At 67.8% G+C, this 18237-nt stretch carries 15 protein-coding genes; 8 read left to right on the forward strand and 7 right to left on the reverse strand.

The window, feature by feature from the left end:
• Positions 1-14: 14 nt before the first annotated feature.
• The 4 genes from AC5Y46_RS09120 (at position 15) to AC5Y46_RS09135 (ending at position 3044) form a co-directional block, all read left to right on the forward strand.
• Complete coding sequence (locus AC5Y46_RS09120) at positions 15-818, forward strand: LLM class F420-dependent oxidoreductase (protein ID WP_499942912.1); 804 nt, start codon at positions 15-17, stop codon at positions 816-818.
• A 98-nt stretch (positions 819-916) separates the two neighbouring features.
• Positions 917-1654 (forward strand): GntR family transcriptional regulator, encoded by a 738-nt coding sequence (locus AC5Y46_RS09125; RefSeq protein ID WP_499942914.1) that lies wholly within the window; start codon positions 917-919, stop codon positions 1652-1654.
• 204 nt (positions 1655-1858) lie between these two features.
• Positions 1859-2368, forward strand: coding sequence for a MarR family winged helix-turn-helix transcriptional regulator (locus AC5Y46_RS09130; protein ID WP_499942915.1), 510 nt, complete (start codon positions 1859-1861; stop codon positions 2366-2368).
• Between the two features lie 10 nt (positions 2369-2378).
• Positions 2379-3044: an SDR family oxidoreductase gene (locus tag AC5Y46_RS09135; RefSeq protein ID WP_499942917.1), complete on the forward strand. Its 666-nt coding sequence runs from the start codon at positions 2379-2381 to the stop codon at positions 3042-3044.
• Positions 3045-3056: 12 nt separating this feature from the next.
• Here the strand turns inward: AC5Y46_RS09135 and leuS are convergent, their stop codons facing one another.
• The gene (leuS, locus tag AC5Y46_RS09140; protein WP_499942918.1) at positions 3057-5951 is read right to left on the reverse strand and encodes a leucine--tRNA ligase; all 2895 of its coding nucleotides are present in this window, start codon (positions 5949-5951) and stop codon (positions 3057-3059) included.
• 208 nt (positions 5952-6159) lie between these two features.
• On the opposite strand from leuS, the gene AC5Y46_RS09145 reads away from it, so the two are divergent.
• Both AC5Y46_RS09145 and AC5Y46_RS09150 read left to right on the forward strand, forming a co-directional pair.
• On the forward strand, positions 6160-7272 hold the full coding sequence (locus tag AC5Y46_RS09145) for an LpqN/LpqT family lipoprotein (protein WP_499990794.1): 1113 nt from the start codon (positions 6160-6162) through the stop codon (positions 7270-7272).
• A 54-nt stretch (positions 7273-7326) separates the two neighbouring features.
• Positions 7327-7677 carry a hypothetical protein gene (locus tag AC5Y46_RS09150; protein ID WP_499990795.1) on the forward strand — a complete coding sequence of 117 codons (351 nt, stop codon included), beginning with the start codon at positions 7327-7329 and terminating at the stop codon, positions 7675-7677.
• 16 nt (positions 7678-7693) lie between these two features.
• On the opposite strand, the gene AC5Y46_RS09155 is transcribed toward AC5Y46_RS09150, so the two are convergent.
• A complete protein-coding gene (locus AC5Y46_RS09155; protein ID WP_499942925.1) occupies positions 7694-8302 on the reverse strand; it encodes a YqgE/AlgH family protein in 609 nt (202 codons plus the stop codon).
• A 90-nt stretch (positions 8303-8392) separates the two neighbouring features.
• Here AC5Y46_RS09155 and AC5Y46_RS09160 point away from each other — a divergent pair, with 90 nt between their 5' ends.
• Both AC5Y46_RS09160 and AC5Y46_RS09165 read left to right on the forward strand, forming a co-directional pair.
• Complete coding sequence (locus AC5Y46_RS09160; RefSeq protein WP_499990796.1) at positions 8393-9715, forward strand: MFS transporter; 1323 nt, start codon at positions 8393-8395, stop codon at positions 9713-9715.
• 14 nt (positions 9716-9729) lie between these two features.
• Positions 9730-10503: a TIGR03084 family metal-binding protein gene (locus AC5Y46_RS09165; RefSeq protein WP_499990797.1), complete on the forward strand. Its 774-nt coding sequence runs from the start codon at positions 9730-9732 to the stop codon at positions 10501-10503.
• Positions 10504-10659: 156 nt separating this feature from the next.
• On the opposite strand, the gene AC5Y46_RS09170 is transcribed toward AC5Y46_RS09165, so the two are convergent.
• The 5 genes from AC5Y46_RS09170 to AC5Y46_RS09190 all read right to left on the reverse strand — a co-directional run bounded on the left by AC5Y46_RS09170 (position 10660) and on the right by AC5Y46_RS09190 (position 18224).
• A complete protein-coding gene (locus AC5Y46_RS09170) occupies positions 10660-11823 on the reverse strand; it encodes a PPE domain-containing protein (RefSeq protein WP_499990798.1) in 1164 nt (387 codons plus the stop codon).
• A 5-nt stretch (positions 11824-11828) separates the two neighbouring features.
• Positions 11829-12137 (reverse strand): PE domain-containing protein, encoded by a 309-nt coding sequence (locus AC5Y46_RS09175; protein ID WP_499942937.1) that lies wholly within the window; start codon positions 12135-12137, stop codon positions 11829-11831.
• 73 nt (positions 12138-12210) lie between these two features.
• Positions 12211-16308: a type VII secretion protein EccCa gene (gene eccCa, locus AC5Y46_RS09180; protein ID WP_499990799.1), complete on the reverse strand. Its 4098-nt coding sequence runs from the start codon at positions 16306-16308 to the stop codon at positions 12211-12213.
• Positions 16309-16310: 2 nt separating this feature from the next.
• On the reverse strand, positions 16311-17813 hold the full coding sequence (gene eccB / locus AC5Y46_RS09185; RefSeq protein WP_499990800.1) for a type VII secretion protein EccB: 1503 nt from the start codon (positions 17811-17813) through the stop codon (positions 16311-16313).
• A gap of 57 nt (positions 17814-17870) precedes the next feature.
• On the reverse strand, positions 17871-18224 hold the full coding sequence (locus tag AC5Y46_RS09190) for a DUF2710 family protein (RefSeq protein WP_499943166.1): 354 nt from the start codon (positions 18222-18224) through the stop codon (positions 17871-17873).
• Positions 18225-18237 lie beyond the last annotated feature (13 nt).

Below are 18237 nucleotides of genomic sequence, written 5' to 3' on the forward strand. Positions count from 1 at the left end.
ATACGGTGGTCACTATGACCTCCCCCGTGCTTCCCGACTTTCCCGTCCGCATCGGCGTGCAGCTGCAGCCCCAACACGCACCGCAATACCAGCAGATCCGCGACGCGGTGCGCCGCTGCGAAGACATCGGTGTCGACGTGGCGTTCAACTGGGACCACTTCTTCCCGCTCTACGGCGACCCGGACGGCGCCCACTTCGAATGCTGGACGATGCTCGCGGCTTGGGCCGAGCAGACGTCGCGCATCCAGATCGGCGCGCTGGTGACCTGCAATTCCTACCGCAACCCCGAACTGCTGGCCGACATGTCCCGCACCGTCGACCACATCTCCGACGGTCGCCTCATCCTGGGCATCGGCTCGGGATGGAAGCAGAAGGACTACGACGAGTACGGCTACGAATTCGGCACCGCGGGCAGCCGACTCGACGACCTGGCCGACGCACTCCCCCGGATCAAGTCCCGGCTGGCCAAGCTCAACCCGGCACCCACCCGCGACATCCCCGTCCTGATCGGCGGCGGCGGCGAACGCAAGACCCTGCGCCTGGTCGCCGAGCACGCCGACATCTGGCACAGCTTCGCCGACGCCGACGAGTTCCCCGGCAAGGCGGCCGTGCTGGCCAAGCACTGCGAGACCGTCGGGCGGGACCCGGCCAGCATCGAACGCTCGGCGTCAGCGGGCAGCGGGGAGGAGGTGATCCCCAACGCCGAGGCGCTCAGCGGACTCGGCGTCACGCTGCTCACGGTGGGCGTCAACGGTCCGGACTACGACCTCACCGACGCCGAGGCGCTGTGCCGATGGCGCGACAGCGAACGTAGCTAGTTCGCGTTTCATTTCAAATTCATTTCTTCGTAAGCCTCGAGCTGTGAGAAACTTGCCGCGCAATGGCCTTTCGGGGGGCCGGAAGAAATGGCGAATGAATGCCCAAACGGTACGGGATCAAAGAAAAGGACCAGGTTGTCACTCACGTTCTCAACTTGGTATTGACCGGGAAACTGCGCAGCGGCGATCGAGTCGATCGCAACGAGATCGCGCACGGCCTGGGTATCAGCCGGGTTCCGATCCAGGAGGCACTGGTCCAGCTCGAGCACGACGGCGTCGTGTCGACGCGCTATCACCGCGGCGCGTTCGTCGAACGGTTCGACGAGGCCACCGTGTACGAGCACCACGAACTTGACGGCCTGCTCAATGGCATCGCCTCCGGCCGGGCCGCCGCCAATCCCACTCCCCGCATCCTGACCGAACTCGATGCGCTGTTGCGGTCGCTGCGGACGGCGCGGGACTCCCGGACCTTCGCCGAACGCGCCGGCGATTACCGGCGCACGGTCAACGACGAGTACGCCGGGCCTCGCCTGCACGCCACCATCCGCGCTTCGCAGAATTTGATCCCCCGCGTGTTCTGGATGACCTATCAACACAGTCAAGACGACCTGCTGCCGTTCTACGAAGACGAGCATGCCGCCATGCACCGGCGCGACCCGGAATCCGCGCGAGCCGCGTGCCTGCGGCGATCTGAGTTGATGGCCAGGACGATGGTCGCCGAACTGTGCCGTCGCGGAGTGTTCCCACCGGGCACCGACCACGTGGATGCGGACGTAGTCCTGCCGGTCTTGGTAGAGGTAGAAGCGATCCCCCAGTCGGCAGCGTTGGTGCTCTGAACGATCCTGCTCCGCTCGACCGGACGCCGAGGGTTTTTCCGATCACGGCAAATCTGCGGAGTTCGGCACCCCCGGGACCAGCACGCCCGGCCGCCGGGACGCAGCGACACCAGCAACTCCTCGTCGAGGGGCTTTGAGCAGGGCAGGCGCACCATCCCAGACAGGCTCTTCCGCCCCGCGCGGGTCGGGTTAGACTGCCGGTTTATGTCGGACAGCGAACCCACGTCCCCGGAGCTGGCGGACCTGGCAGAGGGGCTGCACCGATCGCTATCCAAGCTGTCGGCGATCCTGCGTCGCGGCGACCCGACCACGGGTGCGGTCGCCAGCGACCTCACCCTGGCACAGCTTTCGATACTGATCACCCTGCTCGACCGCGGACCCATCCGGATGACGGATTTGGCCGCGCACGAACGGGTGCGGACGCCCACCACGACGGTCGCCATTCGCCGGCTGGAGAAGGTCGGTCTGGTGAAGCGCTCACGTGACCCGTCCGATCTGCGGGCCGTGTTGGTCGATATCACCCCACAGGGCCGGGCGGTGCACGCCGAGTCTTTGGCCAGCCGGCACGCCTCGCTGGCCGCGATGCTCAGCCAACTCCCCCACTCCGACCTGGAGGTCCTGATGAAGGCGTTGGCGCCGCTGGACCGGCTCGCCTCCGGTGAACCGGCCGCCAGCACCACCGGGACGGCAGCGGCTTCGCCGTTGCCCAACTGAGTACGACGGCGTGCCCACCGCACTGATCACCGGCGCCAGCGGCGGCATCGGCTCGGCCATCGCTGCGGCGTTGGCGCCCACCCATACGCTGCTGTTGGCAGGCCGGCCGTCGCGACGCCTGGACGAGGTCGCCGAACGGTTGGGCGCGACCACCTTTCCGTTGGATCTGGCCGATACCGACTCGATCGAGGCCAGCTGCGAAGTCATCGATGAACTCGACGTGCTGGTGCACAACGCCGGGGTATCCGTCCCGGGTCACGTCGGGGAGTCACACGTCGATGAGTGGCGCGCCACCTTCAGCGTCAATGTGTTCGGGGCGGTGGCCCTTACGTTGACGCTGTTGCCTGCGCTGCAGGCGACGCGCGGGCAGGTGGTGTTCATCAACTCCGGTTCGGGGCGCAACGTCTCGTCCGGCATGGCCGCCTATTCGGCCAGCAAGTTCGCTCTGAGGGCTTTCGCCGACTCGTTACGCGCCGACGAGCCGTCGCTGACGGTCACCTCCGTTTATCCCGGTCGTGTCGACACCGACATGCAACGCGAGCTCGTCGCCTACGAGGGCGGTGAGTACGACCCGGCGAAGTTCCTGCGGCCGGAAACCGTCGCCGAGGTGGTGGCCAACGTGGTGGCTACGCCTCGGGACGGTCATGTCCACGAAGTGGTGATCCGGCAGCGTTGACGCGACGGCTTCTCAAACCACCAGATTGACCATCCGGCCGGGCACCACGATCACCTTGCGTGGCGCGGCACCGGCCAGGAATGCCTGCACCTTCTCGTCGCCCAGGGCCGCGGCCTGCACCGCTTCCTTGTCCGCGTCGGCGGCCACCAGCACCCGGCCGCGCACCTTGCCGTTGACCTGCACCGGGTACTCGACGGTGTCGTCGACCAGATAGGCCGGGTCGACGGCCGGGAAAGGGCCGTGCGCCAACGATTCTGAGTGACCCAGCCGTGACCACAACTCCTCGGCCAGGTGCGGGGCCAGCGGCGCCAGCATCAGCACCAGCGGTTCGACGGCGGCGCGCGGAACCCCGTCGCGGTGGGCTTTGGTCAGGTGGTTGGTGTACTCGATCAGCTTGGCGGCGGCGGTGTTGTTGCGCAGGGCCGCATAGTCGTCGGACACTCCGGCGATGGTGCGGTGCAGCGCGCGCAGCGTCTCGGCGTCCAATTCGCCGTCCACCACCCGCACTTCGCCGGTGTCCTCATCGATCACCAACCGCCAGACGCGCTGCAGGAACCGGTGCGCGCCGACGACATCCTTGGTGGCCCACGGGCGCGACGCTTCCAGCGGACCCATCGACATCTCGTACACCCGCAGGGTGTCGGCGCCGTAGGCGTCGCAGATCTCGTCGGGCGACACCGAGTTCTTCAGGCTCTTACCGATTTTGCCGAACTCCTGGAAAACCTCGATCTCGCCGTCCGGCCCGGGATAGCAGAACCTGCCGTCCCGTTCGATGACCTCGGCGGCCGGCACGTAGGACCCGCGCGCATCGGTGTAGGCGAAGGCCTGGATGTAGCCCTGGTTGACCAGGCGGCGGTAGGGCTCACGAGAACTGACGTGGCCCAGGTCGTACAGCACCTTGTGCCAGAAACGGCAATACAGCAGGTGCAGCACCGCGTGCTCGGCGCCACCGACGTAGAGGTCCACCCCGCCGGGGTCGCCGGGACCGTGCTCGGCCGGACGAGGACCCATCCAGTAGGCCTCGTTCTCCTTGTCGCAGAACCGATCCGCGTTGAGCGGGTCGGTGTAGCGCAGCTCATACCAGGAGCTGGCGGCCCATTGCGGCATCACGTTGGTGTCGCGCGTGTAGGGCTGCAGGCCGTCACCGAGATCCAGCTCGACGTGCACCCATTCGGTGGCCTTCGCCAACGGCGGCGACGGTTCGCTGTCGGCATCGTCAGGGTCGAACAGCACCGGCGAATAGTCCGGCACGTCGGGCAGTTCGACGGGCAGCGAGGCTTCGTCAAGTGCGTGCGGGCGCCCGTCGCGGTCGAAGACGATCGGGAACGGCTCGCCCCAATACCGCTGCCGCGCGAAAAGCCAATCACGAAGCTTGAATTCGACGCGCGCGCGGCCCCGTCCCTCGGATTCCAGGCGGGCGGTAATGGCCTGTTTGGCCTCATCGACGCTGAGCCCGTCCAGGTAGTCGGAGTTGACCAGGACGCCGTCGCCGGAATGCGCTGCTTGCGAAATGTCGCCGCCGGCAATGACTTCGACGATCGGCAGACCCATGGCGCGGGCGAAGTCCCAGTCTCGCTGGTCGTGGCCTGGCACGGCCATGATCGCTCCGGTCCCGTATCCGGCCAGCACGTAGTCGGCGATGAAGACCGGCACCGGCCGGTCGTTGGCCGGGTTGACGGCGTAGGCGCCGAGGAAGACGCCTGTCTTCTCCCGGCTCTCCTGGCGCTCAAGGTCGGACTTGGCCGCGATGGCGCGCCGGTAGGACGCGACGGCCTCGACGGGTGTCGGGGCGCCGTACGTCCAGGTTCTGTCGGTGCCGTCCGGCCAGACCGGTGCGACCAGCGCGTCGACCAGGTCGTGCTCGGGGGCCAACACCAGATAGGTGGCACCGAACAGGGTGTCGGGCCGGGTGGTGAAGACCTCGATGTCGCGTACGGTCCCGTCGGCTCCGGTCGCCGAGAACAGCGCCGCCGCACCGGTCGAGCGTCCGATCCAGTTGCGCTGCATGGTCTTGACCTTCTCGGGCCAGTCCAGGGAATCCAGGTCGTCGAGCAACCGGTCGGAATAGGCGGTGATCCGCATGTTCCACTGCCGCAACCGTTTCCGGAATACCGGGAAGTTGCCGCGGTCGCTGCGGCCGTCGGCGGTGACCTCCTCGTTGGCCAGTACCGTGCCCAGGCCAGGGCACCAGTTGACCAGCGAGTCGGAGCGATAAACCAGCCGGTGACCGTCGATCACGTCGGACCGCTCCCCCGCCGACAGCGTCGCCCAATCGCGGCCGTCCGCCAGACTCCTTGCCCCGGAATCGTATTCGGCGATCAGGTCTGCGATCGGGCGGGCCTTGTCGGCAGCGGAGTCGAACCAGGCGTTATAGATCTGCAGGAAGATCCACTGCGTCCACTTGTAGAACTCGACATCGGTGGTGGAGAAGCTGCGCCGACTGTCGTGACCGAGTCCCAGCCGACCCAACTGTCGCCGGAAGTTCACCACGTTGGCTTCGGTCCGGGTGCGTGGGTGGGTGCCGGTCTGCACCGCGTATTGCTCGGCCGGCAATCCGAACGCGTCGAAACCCAACGCGTGCAACACATTACGTCCGCGCATCCGGTAGTAGCGGGCGTAGACGTCGGTGGCGATGTAGCCCAGCGGGTGGCCGACGTGCAGCCCATCCCCCGACGGGTAGGGAAACATGTCCTGCACGAAGAGTTTGTCGTCGGGCACGCCCGCACCGTCGGCAGGTGCCAGCGCGCCGACCGGGTTGGGCACATGGAACGTCCCCCAGCTGGCCCAGTTGTCCTGCCAGGTGCGTTCGAGCCCGGCCGCAAGCTCGGCGGTGTAGCGGTACCGCGGCGCGTCGGCGTCGTTGGCGCCGGGCGGGTCGACGGATGCGGCGGGCGGCGATTCGGTCACGCCCAACAGGGTATAAGGGCGGGTCGCGCAGACCGGCGCCCGATTGGGCGGCCACGGGTTGGTCTCGGTTGCGTTGCACGCCGATCAGAGGTTCATCCCAGGTGTGTTGCGGGCATGGTCGGTGCTCTTGGCCAGTGGTTACATTCAGGCTCGTGGCGGGCTTCGACACGCACCAACGCCCGCGCTACCGCGGAGGGACCGAGGCGAAATGATTCAGATCGCACGCACCTGGCGAACGTTCGCAGGTGGTATGGCCGCCGGCGTCTTGGGCGTCGTGATGGTTGCCGGTGGGACGGCCTCGGCCGAGCCGCTGGTCCCTCAGCCGGTCGTGCCGGGCCAGGTCCCGACGCAGCAGGCGACCACACCCGGCGCCGTGTTCCCGGGGGGCGTCAACAGCAACCGGTTCGCTCCGGCTCCGGCGCAGGGGCCCGTCGCGGTTCCGGCTCCCGTCGCGGTTCCGGCGCAAGCGCCCGTCGCGGTCCCGGCTCCCGTCGCGGTTCCGGCACAAGCGCCCGTCGCGGTCCCGGCACAAGCGCCCGTCGCGGCTCCGGCTCCGGCCGCGGCGCCGGCGCCGGCCTCGGGTACGCCGGCCGTGACCGGGACACTGCGCGAATATCTGGAAAGCAAAGGCGTCAAACTCGAAGCGCAGCGTCCGCTCGGGTTCAAGGCGCTCGACATCACCGTGCCGATGCCGCCGCGCTGGACTCAGGTACCCGACCCCAACGTGCCCGACGCGTTCGTGGTGATCGCCGACCGGGTCGGCGGCAACAGCGTGTACACGTCGAACGCGCAGGTGGTGGTCTACAAGCTGGTCGGTGATTTCGACCCCGTGGAAGCGATCTCGCACGGATTCGTCGACAGCCAGCGGTTGCTGGCCTGGCAGACGACCAATGCCTCGCAGGCCAACCTCGGCAACTTCCCGTCGGGCGTCATCGAAGGCACTTATCGAGAGAACGACATGACGCTCAACACCTCGCGTCGCCACGTCATCGCCACCTCGGGGTCCGAGCGGTATCTGGTGTCGATGTCGGTGACCACCGCCGCGTCGCAGGCGGTCAGCGACGGGCCCGCGACCGATGCGATCATCAGCGGCTTTCGGGTGACAGCGCCGGGGGCGGCCGCCCCGGCACCCGCAGCGCAGGCACCCGCAGCGCAGGCACCCGCAGCACAGGCAGCGGCACCGCAGGCACCGGCAGCGCAGGCTCCCGCAGCGCCCGTCGCTGTACCGACCGCCCCGGCACCGCAGGCACCCGCAGCGCAGGCACCCGCGCGAGGGGTGCAGTCGCTCCCGCCGTTGGTCAACGTCGCCCCGTCGCGCTGACCCCGCGACGAAGCCCGCCGCGCGGGCACATCGGCGGGATCGTATTGTGAGCGCATGCTTATCGCGGGCGTGCTCTGCGTGTGTGCGGCGGTAGCGGCTGCCGCGTTCGGGATCTGGTCGCTGAGCCACCCGTCCACGGCGGACCCCACCCAGTTGGCGTTGCGGGCGATGGCGCCGACCCAGCTGGCGGCCGCGGTGATGCTCGCCGCCGGGGGAGTGGTGGCGCTGGCGGCATCTCCGCATACCGCGCTGGTGGTGGTGATCATCTGTGTCGCCGGCGCGCTGGGCACCCTGGCCACCGGTTCGGTGCAGAGCGCGCGCTATGCGTTACGTAGTGAGGTCACCGCCGAGGCCGGCTGCACCGGTAGCTGCGGTGGGTGCGCGCTGTCCTGCGACTCGGTCTGAGGGCGAGCGCCGCGACTCAGTTGCGGCTGAGGTCGATCGGATGGGTGGCCAGCAACGAAAGCGGCAACGGCTGGCGGCGTAACACCTGGCCCCAGAGATCAGCCCGGGGCGGCACGAGAACATCAGATGGCAACGCCGACAACACAATCCAGTCGTCGCGCTCGATTTCGCCTTCGAGTTGGCCGATGGTCCAGCCGGAGTAGCCCGCAAAGATGCGCACCCCTTCGACCGCGGGTGCTATCAGGTCCGGTTCGGCGTCCAGATCGACCATCACCATGCGGCCGGCCACATGGCGCAGGCCCGGCACGCCGTCGGGTTCGGCGCCGATGCGCAGCACCGCCAGACACAGCGCGGCGTCACGCTTCACCGGCCCACCGATGAACATCGTCTTAGGCTTGGCGGCGAGTTTGGCCCACTGCGGCAACACGTTGTACACCGCCGTCTCGCTGGACCGGTTGAGCACCACCCCGAGGGTGCCGCCCTCGTTGTGCTCGACGATGTAAATGACGCTGCGGCGGAAAGTCGGCTCCAACAAATCGGTGTTGGCCAGCAGCAAGGTACCCGCGCGGACCCGCTGGGCAGCCGGAGCGACCGAGTCGTCGGGGTCTTCGTACTGAGCCACCACAACATCATCGCACCCGCAGTGGCTTCACCGGTGCAAACAACCGTGCCCGGCGAAGATTTGTACTGTATTGAGACGGCGCCAGGCCGTCCGTTGCCGCTTGTGGAAGTGGGTTCAGTGAATCGCAGCCGGTTGCAGGCAAGCGCGCCCGTCGAACTGTGGCGGTCGGTGCGCGCGCTGCCCGACTTCTGGCGACTTCTGCAGTTGCGCATGGCAAGTCAGTTCGGCGACGGCCTGTTCCAGGCGGGCCTGGCCGGCGCGTTGCTGTTCAACCCGGACCGGGCCGCCGATCCGATGGCGATCGCACGTGCCTTCGCCGTGCTGTTCCTGCCGTATTCGTTGCTGGGGCCGTTCGCGGGTGCGCTGATGGACCGCTGGGACCGACGGCTGGTGCTCATCGGCGCTAACACTGCGCGGCTGTGCTTCATCGTTGCGATCGGCACGATTCTGGCCGTGCGCGCCAGCGATCTGGTGCTGTTGTGTACCGCGCTGCTGGCCAACGGTCTGGCCCGGTTCGTGGCGGCCTGCCTGTCGGCGTCGCTGCCGCACGTGGTGCCGCGCGAGCGGGTGGTCACGATGAACTCGGTGGCCACCGCGTCGGGCGCCGTGGCGGCTTTCCTGGGGGCCAACTTCATGTTCTTGCTCAGTTGGCTCGGCGGTGCCGGAGATGAAGGGTCTGCGGTGGTCATCTACACCGCGCTGATCCCGGTGTCGCTGGCGTTGCTGCTGTCCCGGCGGTTCGCGCCGGGGGTGCTCGGACCCGACGACACCAAGCGCGCGATCCACGGGTCGGCCGTCTATGCGGTGGTCACCGGCTGGCTGCACGGTGTCCGGACCGTCTTCCAGCGCCCGACGGTCGCCGCCGCCCTGTCCGGGTTGGCCGCGCACAGAATGGTCGTCGGCATCAACTCGCTGGTGATCCTGCTGCTGGTCCACCACATGAAAGACGCCGACACCGAAGGCCTCGGGACCGCGCTGTTGTTCTTCGCCGCCACCGGCTTGGGCGCGTTCCTGTCCAACGTGCTGACCCCGGCTCTGGTGCGGCGGTGGGGTCGTTACGCGACGGCCAACACCGCGCTGGTAGCGGCGGCGGTCATCCAGTTGGCGGGTGCCACGTTGGTGTTGCCGGTCATGGTGACGTGCGGGTTCCTACTCGGAGTGGCCGGACAGGTGGTCAAGCTGTGCGCCGACTCAGCCATGCAGATCGACGTCGACGACGCGTTGCGCGGCCACGTGTTCGCCGTGCAGGACGCCCTGTTCTGGGTGTCGTTCATCTTTGCTGTGACGGTGGCGGCGACGTTCATCCCCGACGACGGGCATGCCCCCACGTTCGTGTTGTGCGGCTCGGCGGTTTATCTGGTCGGGCTGCTGGTGCACAGTGTTGTCGGTCGGCGACGCGCGACCGTCGGCAGTTAGTCGAGGAGGAACTTATGGCAGGTCCAGGTCCGTTCGTCGTCGATCTGCGGGCCGAGAGCGACGAGCTCGACGCCCTGGTGGCGCCGCTTGCGCCGGAGCGCTGGGCGGAGCCGACACCTGCGCCGGGCTGGACCATCGCGCACCAGATCGGACATCTGCTGTGGACCGATCGGGTGTCGTTGCTCTCGATCACCGACGAGGCCGGGTTCGCCGAGGTGCTGGCCGGCGCGGCGACCGACCCGCTCGGGTTCGTCGACGCGGGAGCCGAGGAGCTGGCCGTGATGCCAGCTTCCGATCTGCTCGCCGACTGGCGCGACACCCGCGGCCGTCTGCACGAGGCGCTGCTGACGGTTCCCGACGGCCGCAAGCTGCCCTGGTTCGGGCCGCCGATGAGTGCCACGTCGATGGCCACCGCCCGGCTGATGGAGACCTGGGCGCACGGGCTCGACGTCGCCGACACCCTGGGTGTCACCCGGCCGGCCACCGACCGGCTGCGCTCGATCGCCCACATCGGGGTGCGGGCGCGTGACTACGCCTACGCCGTCAACAACCTGACTCCGCCGGCCGAGCCGTTCTACGTCGAGCTGCGTGCGCCCGGCGGTGACACCTGGTCGTGGGGACCGGCCGACGCGGCACAGCGCGTCACCGGATCGGCCGAAGACTTCTGCTTCCTGGTGACCCAGCGGCGGCCGTTGGGCTCGTTGGACGTGGCGGCGGTGGGGGAGGACGCGCAGCGCTGGCTGGGGATCGCGCAGGCGTTCGCCGGGCCGCCCGGCCCCGGGCGATGAGCGCCCTTGGGCGCGAAGAGAGCCGGGGCCATCCAGCAAGCGTCCCGGGCGATGAGCGCCCGCGGGCGCGTCTTGATCTGTTTCGCGAGCGTGTAACCACTGCGAGTTTCGGCGCTGAATTTCGCAGTGGCTACACGCTCGGCGATGATGCCTGGGCTACCGGGATCCCCGGTCACCGTCGACGACGACGCGAGCGCGCGTCACGTCGTCCTTGTCCGACGCCGGGCCACGCGCCAGCATCCCGGCCGGGGTCATCGGCATCGGTGCGCCGCCCATGCCGCCTGACGCCGTGGGTCCGCGGACCTCGGCGGCGTTCAACATCCCGGCGCGCAGGCTGGTCGGCCTACCAGCTTCGGGCTCGAAGCTGCTGGTGGGACGGGTATAGCTCGTCAAACCGGCACCGGGAAAGCCGCCGCCACCCGCACCGCCGCCACCCGCCGAGGCCGCACCGCCGGCCATTACCACCGGTTCGGCGGCGGCGACCGCCGCATTCGGCGCCCCCGTCGAGGGGAACATGCCCCCGAAGCCCTGCATCATGCTCATCGGCATGCTGGTGAACCCTTGCATCGCCTGCATCGGAGCCTGCGCCAGATCCTTCAGCGGCGCGGTCATGCTCGACACCATCTGCATCGGTTCCTGCATGAGCGAACTGAGCTGACCGGTCGACTGTCCGGGCGCAGAAGCCGTCTGCCCCGCGACCTGCGTCGATGCCTGGACCGCGTTGTGCATGCCGGTCTGGGCCACAGCCTGGGCGACCGCTTGCGCGGCCGTCGCCGGCGCAGCGGGTGACGCACCCATCGGCGCGACCGGCGGCGGGACGGCCAGCGTCGCAATCAGACCGGTCAGCGCCGCCGAATACGTCCAGCCCACGCTCGAGTTGTGCGGCCAGTGCTCACCGAAGTACTCGGTGTCGCGCTCGACGATCCCCGGGGTGTTCTGACCGAAGAAATTGGTGGCATTCAGCACGGTCCACTCGTCGCGATTGGTCTGCGAGAGCACCGAGGGGATCACCGAGGACCGCGCCAGCATGAAAGCCTCGACCGCGGCCTGGGTCACGGTGATCTTCTCCGCTGTCCAGCCCACCAGCGTCTGCAACCCGGCGTTGAGGCCGGTGGCGGCCACCGTAGACGCGACGGATCCCACGCCCTGCCACTGCGCGGCGGTGACCAGCGTGTTGATCTCCGAAAGGCCCGCCGACAGCTCGCCGTTCGCGGTCTCGGTAACCCACACGACGTTGTTGGCGAGTGTCGACGCAGGGGATCCAGCCTCGAAGATCGCCGCTACGACTTCGGGCGGACCTGTCCACCGGGGGTCGCCCATGCTGCCTAGAGCCCGACGGCGCCCGCGCTGGCCCCCTCGGCGGCGACGGCGGTGGTCGATGCCAGGCCCTGCGCGCCGGAGAAGGCGGCCCGTTGCCCAACGTGCTCGCCCGCGGTCGCGAGGTAGGCGGCGCCGGCGGCATTGAGAGCGGCGGCGAACTCGATCGAGTCGGCGTCGGTGGCCATCGGCATCACCCCGGTCAGCGCGGCCGATCCGGCAGCCGTGGTAGCGGCCATCTCCTCGCTGATCCCGGCCTCGGCCGCAGCCGACAAGTCCACCGCGCCCGGCACCATCCCGAACAGGCCACCACCCATATCCGCCTCCTAGATTGCTCGCATCCGGCGAGAAGTTGCGCTGAGTCTAGGTTGACTCCCCGGCCCTGTCGATTCACCTGTGCGGCTCACCGACCAGCACTCCTTCCATGACGCCGTCGCTGGTCACCAACAGACCCCGCCCGGGCGGCAGTTGTTTCGCGCTGGTCCTGCCGAACACCTTCACCGCCGCCGGGTCGTTGTCCATGAACAGCGTCGGAGCCCTCGAGCCCGTCATCTTCTGCAGGAACGGGCTGGTGACCGACACGCCCGCCCAGTTGCCGGGCAACCGGGACGCGATGACATGCAGGCCGATCTCGCGGGCGCGTTCGATCAATCCCCACAGCGGCGCGGTCGCGGCGGGTTTGCCGATGACGCCGTGCGGCCGCAGTTCCTGCTCGTCGTCGATCAAGACGAAATGGTGCGGTCCGTCCCAGGTGCGTCGGCTCAGCAACTCCTCCTGGCTCAATCCCGACGGCGGCAGCCGATCACGCAGCGACTGCGCCAGTTCAGCGAGCGCCGTGTCGATGTCCTCGGAGGTATAGGCGTAGGCGCGTACGTGGTCACCCTGGATCTTGCCGATCAGCGACGTCTTCGGATCGATGATGGTGATCTGTGCCTGCTCGGGTGTGCACCGTCGAACGATCATCTGCCCGATCGCGGCCAATGTCGTTGTCTTGCCGCATGATTGACGACCTACCACCAGCAGGTTGGGCACCACCCGGGCGGGCAGCACCGCGGGCTGCAGGGCAGTCTCGCCGATGCCGAACGGGATGTTGAGCGGATCGGCATGTCCGGCGGTGGCGGCGAACACCTCGGCCACCTCGATCAGCGGAATACGGTCGGGTAGACGCGCCAGGCTCTCCACCCGCCCGGCACCGGTCAGCTGCGCGATGAGCGGCCCGATGTCGCGGGTCGCCACCCGCGCCCCGGCGGCGCCGATGACTTCCGGCACGCCGATCAACAGTTCGTGGGCGTCGCGGGTCAGTCCGAAGCCCGGCCGGTCCAACGTGTTGCGGGCGGCCTTCTTCCGCTCGAATCCCTCGCCCATCTGAGTTTCGTCGGGGTTGCTCAGCCGCAGCTGAATGCGGGCATTGGAGACATTGACCAGTTGCTGCTTTTGACCCACCAGCCACGCCGTCGCCGTGGTCATGATGTGCACGCCGTAGGACAGCCCTTGGCGAGCTATCGCGATGGCCCGCTCACCCATCGCGCTGTCCTTGTCGTAGAGGTCACTGAAGTTGTCGATGACGAGGAAGACGTCGCCGAACTTGTCCTCGGGGTCGGTGTTGGTGGCCCCGGCGACGGTATCGCCGTCGAACCCGAAGCGCCGCTCCCGGAATTCGGAGATGTCGATCTGGTACCTCTTGAACGAGGCTTCGCGTGCCAGGATCAGTCCCTCGATGGACGCGATGGTCCGGGACACTCCTTCGCCGTCGGTCGGGCTGACTACCGATGCCACGTGCGGCAGCGACTCGACCGGGAACAGCGAGGCCCCGATGCAGAAGAACGTCACCCGCTCGGGCCGATACATCAGCGCCGCGGACGTCATCAGCGTCATCAACGTGGTGGACTTGCCCCGCTGGGCGGTCGCCACGACCATGACGTTGTCCATTTCCACGTTGATCGCGTGCACCCGTTGGGCGTGTTCCTCGGGAATGTCCACGATGCCGATCGGGAACACCAGCCCGGCGTTCTGGCCGTAGGCCACGTCCCATCGCCGCCCGCGCCAGCGTGCCACCAGCGTGTCGACGGTCTCGCTGACTTCCAGTGGCGGCAGCCAGATTTGGTGGGGCGGGCGGGCTGGATGCGACACCAGCGACTCGCGGATCACGTCGACGAGTTTCTTCTTACGGAAACCATCGGCGTGGAACAGGAATTCGTCCGGCTCGTCGGGTTCGTCGGCGACGGCCAACGCGCCGCTGTCGGCCTCACTGAGGGGTTGATACGCCGCGGAATATGCCCGCGGCTGGGAAAAGCTCATAGCCACGGTCGTGTTCACGTCGACCACCCGCTTGGGCACCACGAACGGGGCCGATACGTAGAAGCAGCGGAACTGTTCCAAGTCGCGCGGGCCGACTTTCAGTAAGCCGTAACCGTTTTCCTGCGACGGCAGATGCAACGCGGCGTCGCTGCCGATCACGTCGCGAGAATCCTCGGCGGTCTCCGCGCGTAACGCGACCCGAAAAGCGATGTTGCTCTTGACTTTACTCAACGACGACAGATCCAACCGCTGCCCACCGAGGGTGAAGAAGACGTTACAGCCGCGGCCTTCCTGCCCGATGTGGATCACCAAGTCGATCCATTCCGGGTGGTGGATGAACAACTCCAGGTACTCGTCGATGATCACCAGCAGGATCGGCACCGGCTCCAGGTCACGCCCGGCGAGGCGCATTTCCTCGTACTCGTTGGCGTCCCGTGCGCCGGCGTCCTTGAAAAGCCGGTAACGACGGGCGATCTCACCGTTGATGGCTTTGCGCATCCGTTCGGCGAGGTGACGATCGTCCTTGCCCAGGTTGGACAGCGACCCGGCGACGTGCGGAAACCCTTGCAGGTCCTGGGCCGCCGACTCGAACTTCATGTCGACGAAGATCACGACGAAGGTGTCCGGTGAGTGGGTCAGCGCGATGCCGCTGCACAACGACAGGAAGTATTCGGACTTACCCGATCCGGACGTGCCGATCACCACCGAGTGGAAGCCGTAGCCGCCGAAGTCCTTGGCGCGCAGGATGACGAATTGCAACTCCCCGCCCTGCTTGACGCCGACGGGCACCATCGCCCACTTCGGATCGCCGCGGCCCCGGCTCTCCGCCCACAGCCTGTCGACGTCGAGTTCTCGCGGATCGGTGATGCCCAAGGCGCGCAACAGTTCTCCGCCCTGGCTGTCGGTCTCGGACAGGTCACCCGGACTCATCGGTGACCAGCGGGCCAAGGCACGGGCGTACCGGCTGGCGGTACTGTCGGCGAGCACGTCGGCCGCGGCGTAGAACGTATCCCGGTGGATGATCCTGCCGTCGCGTAACGAAAACCGTTGTTCGGCTTCGGTAAACCCGACGCCGACTCCGACCCGCGTCGCCAGCCGCAGCACGGTGATGCCGGCCATGCCCTTCTGTCCGGTGACACCTTCCCATTGCTCGGGGGTGCCGACATTGTCGTCCACGATCACCCAGTGCGGCCCCAACGACGGCCCGGTCGTCGACTCGATCGGCGACGGCATGGAGGTCGGACTGCTTCCGACCGGCGGCGTCCACGGCCCGCGGCCCTTACGGTGCAGCTCGGCATCGAGGGCTTCTTCCAATTCCATCGGCGACGCGAACACCAACCGGCGCAGTCCGCAGGCGTCGAACATCTCGTCGTGCTGGTTGTGCGGCAGCCACACCAGCCAGTGCCACAGCTCGGGATGACGGGTGACCACCATCAGTTTGACGTCGTGCGGGCTGTGATAGACCGCCAGCGAGCACAGCAAGGCGCGCGCCAGATCGTGCAGGTCCCCGGGATCGTCGGCGACGAAACTGAACCCCGGTTTGGAACGCAGGTTCAGCACCTTGCCGATGCCCCGGATCTTGCTCTGCTCCAGGATGAAATCCCGTAGTGCGCCGCCGGTTACGGGTTCGAGTTCTTCCCCGACCGGGACGTCCGGCCACTGCAACGAGACCGCTGATTCGCTGGCCTGTTGTACGCCGATGCCCAGCCGGACATCGAGGAAGTCCGGGTCGCTGGGACGGCGTTCCCACATGCGCGGACCGCCGATCACCGTGTCGAGGTGCTGGGGATCGCCGTGCACGAACAATTGGCCGCGCCGTTGCTCTCCGGCCGCGCGCTGCACTTCTTCGCGGTCTTCGTCGAGTTGGCGCAAATAGCTTCGCCGCTGCTTTTCCTGTTCCCCCCAACTGATCCGGCGGCCGCGTCCGAAGCGCCCGCCGAACATCAGCGCGCCGAATCCGACCAGACCGATCATCGGGAAGAACCCCGACTGCAGCGACCGGACACCGGATGCGTACATCACCACCAGGGTGCCGACGATCCCGACCAGCAGCGCCGGCAGTGCGATCATCAGCAGGATGTTGCGTGGCTCGCGCTCGGGCAAAGCCAACGGCGCGGCCACCGCCACCCGCACCGGCGGGATATTCGGTGGGGGCGTGCGCTTTCCGCGGACGAACCCTCGTTTGGACATGGCTAACCCCCGGCTTCGCTGGAGTCGGGAAGCGGTGCGAGTACACCACCTGCAGGTACGGCGTCGCGGGCGACGAGAGCTGCATCGCGACTGATCGCCGGCCCGGGCGCGAAGGTCCGTATCAGCGGCCAGGGGGCCTGCACCGCCAGTCGAGGGTCCAGTCCCAGCGCCTGCACGGTCCGTTGGTCGGATTGGATGCCGTACCGGACGCCTTGGGGCGACAGCCAATACAGGCTTTCCCGGCTGCCCGCGGTTGCGACGCCGCTCGTCGTGGCCACGAAGTTCGCAGCGCCCGGCATCATCAACGTCTGATGTGCCTCGGTCGAGTCGGGGGTGCGGTCGTCACGCACCAGGTGCACCAGGCGGGAGTCCAGACCGGCCGGTACCGGCAGACCCCGACCGGTGTAGATCGTGATACGCGCCTGCGGGTCGCTCGCCTGTTTCTCCCAGCCGACACATGTCACCGGATTCGCTGCCGTGTCAACGAAGTTGAACTTGCCCGACGGGTAGTAGTCGACGTTGAGGACGTCGACGACCGGGATCTGGATCAGCTTGTCCGGGGCGACCAGGATCGGCGACGTGGATCCCTGCGAGTCGCCGGTGCGCAGCAGGTCGGCGACGAATCCGGTGATCTTCTGCACGCCGTCCGGCAGCAGCACATAGAAGCCCGTGACGGCTCCGCCGGCGTCGCGCGATTCCAGGACGCTTCCCACCTTCGCCCCGGACAACCACCGCGAGGCGGCACCCGCTTCCGGGATCGAGGGCAGCACCAGCGGTTCCGTCGACGGCATGGCGTCGAACAGTGCGCCGGAGATCTCGACCGGATAGGTCACCCCGGGATCAAGGCCCAGGTTGAACGTCACCGATCGGTCGGCCAGGTCGATTCGGGACCGTTGGCCGCCCCAGATCACATAGGTCGCGCCCTTGTGGGTCGCCAGGACGGCCTGCGCCGGACCCATCGCCGCGGCCCTGCCCAGCGGGGCCAGTGTGCCGGCGATGGCGGTGACCGTCGGGGGAGTCGCGCTGCCGCGCGCGGCTGCGCCGGATTGCACGGTGTCGCAGACCGTCCACGCCGAGACGGCACCGGCCGTCACGGGCAGGCTGTCCGGCAATCCCGGTAGCCCGATCATCGGCCCGGTCGGGTACTTGGCGATCTCCGTCGCGGTCACCCAGGTGGGTGCGGCGGCGTTGCCGACCGCCAGTCGGGCCGAGGTCAGATTCAACGCGGGATAGAGGCGGCCGTTGATCTTGGCGTAGATCGCCCCGGTGTCCCGGTTTCCGATCACGGCTGCGGCGGCGACGAGTCCGGCGGGTTTCATGACGTGCAGCAGGGCCATCCAACCGACGCCGAGCAGGACGAGCACGACCGACAGCACGACCGCGGCTTGCTGTTTGCGGTCGTCGTGCTTCATCCGCACGGAGAACCGGGTGATGGCCGCCCGCAGGCGCCGGTTGTAGAACAGGTGTCCCGAATTCTGGTCCCGGTTGGACAGGTTGAGCGGCACTGTTCATTCTCCTTCCGGCGGTCGGTACTGATCCGTCTTGGCGTACCGTCGCCGCCGTCACTGCAGGCGGCCGTACCGTGCCTGGTTCTCGGTCTCGGCCTCTTCGCGCAGCGCTGCGATCGCGAGGTTCAGTCGGTCGGCCAGTTCGCTGTGCGCATAGCCGGCCATCACCTCGGGGTGCAACCTCAGCTCGAGCAAACGTCCGTCCGAATTCGCCACAGCGAAGACGTCGCCCAGGTCGACGCTGTAGGTGACGGTCTCGGCCTGCGCGACCAGCGCTTCCCACTTGTCAGCGGCCTCGCTCAGTTCACGCAGCACCGATTCGACGAGGGCCTCGTCGTCTTCGGCACCGAGACCACCGCTGACACTTCGGTCACCGAGTTCGCCGCGACGACCCGACCCCGACACCAGGACAGTATGTCGA

This window comes from Mycobacterium sp. NGS59 (assembly GCF_059812345.1).

Excerpts from the sequence above, each read along its gene's own strand:
- AC5Y46_RS09120 (WP_499942912.1), top strand. The coding sequence starts at position 15 with ATGACCTCCCCCGTGCTTCCCGACTTTCCCGTCCGCATCGGCGTGCAG.
- AC5Y46_RS09125 (WP_499942914.1), top strand. The coding sequence starts at position 917 with ATGCCCAAACGGTACGGGATCAAAGAAAAGGACCAGGTTGTCACTCAC.
- AC5Y46_RS09130 (WP_499942915.1), top strand. The coding sequence starts at position 1,859 with ATGTCGGACAGCGAACCCACGTCCCCGGAGCTGGCGGACCTGGCAGAG.
- AC5Y46_RS09145 (WP_499990794.1), top strand. The coding sequence starts at position 6,160 with ATGATTCAGATCGCACGCACCTGGCGAACGTTCGCAGGTGGTATGGCC.
- AC5Y46_RS09150 (WP_499990795.1), top strand. The coding sequence starts at position 7,327 with ATGCTTATCGCGGGCGTGCTCTGCGTGTGTGCGGCGGTAGCGGCTGCC.
- AC5Y46_RS09165 (WP_499990797.1), top strand. The coding sequence starts at position 9,730 with ATGGCAGGTCCAGGTCCGTTCGTCGTCGATCTGCGGGCCGAGAGCGAC.
- AC5Y46_RS09170 (WP_499990798.1), bottom strand. The coding sequence starts at position 11,823 with ATGGGCGACCCCCGGTGGACAGGTCCGCCCGAAGTCGTAGCGGCGATC.
- AC5Y46_RS09175 (WP_499942937.1), bottom strand. The coding sequence starts at position 12,137 with ATGGGTGGTGGCCTGTTCGGGATGGTGCCGGGCGCGGTGGACTTGTCG.
- eccCa (WP_499990799.1), bottom strand. The coding sequence starts at position 16,308 with ATGTCCAAACGAGGGTTCGTCCGCGGAAAGCGCACGCCCCCACCGAAT.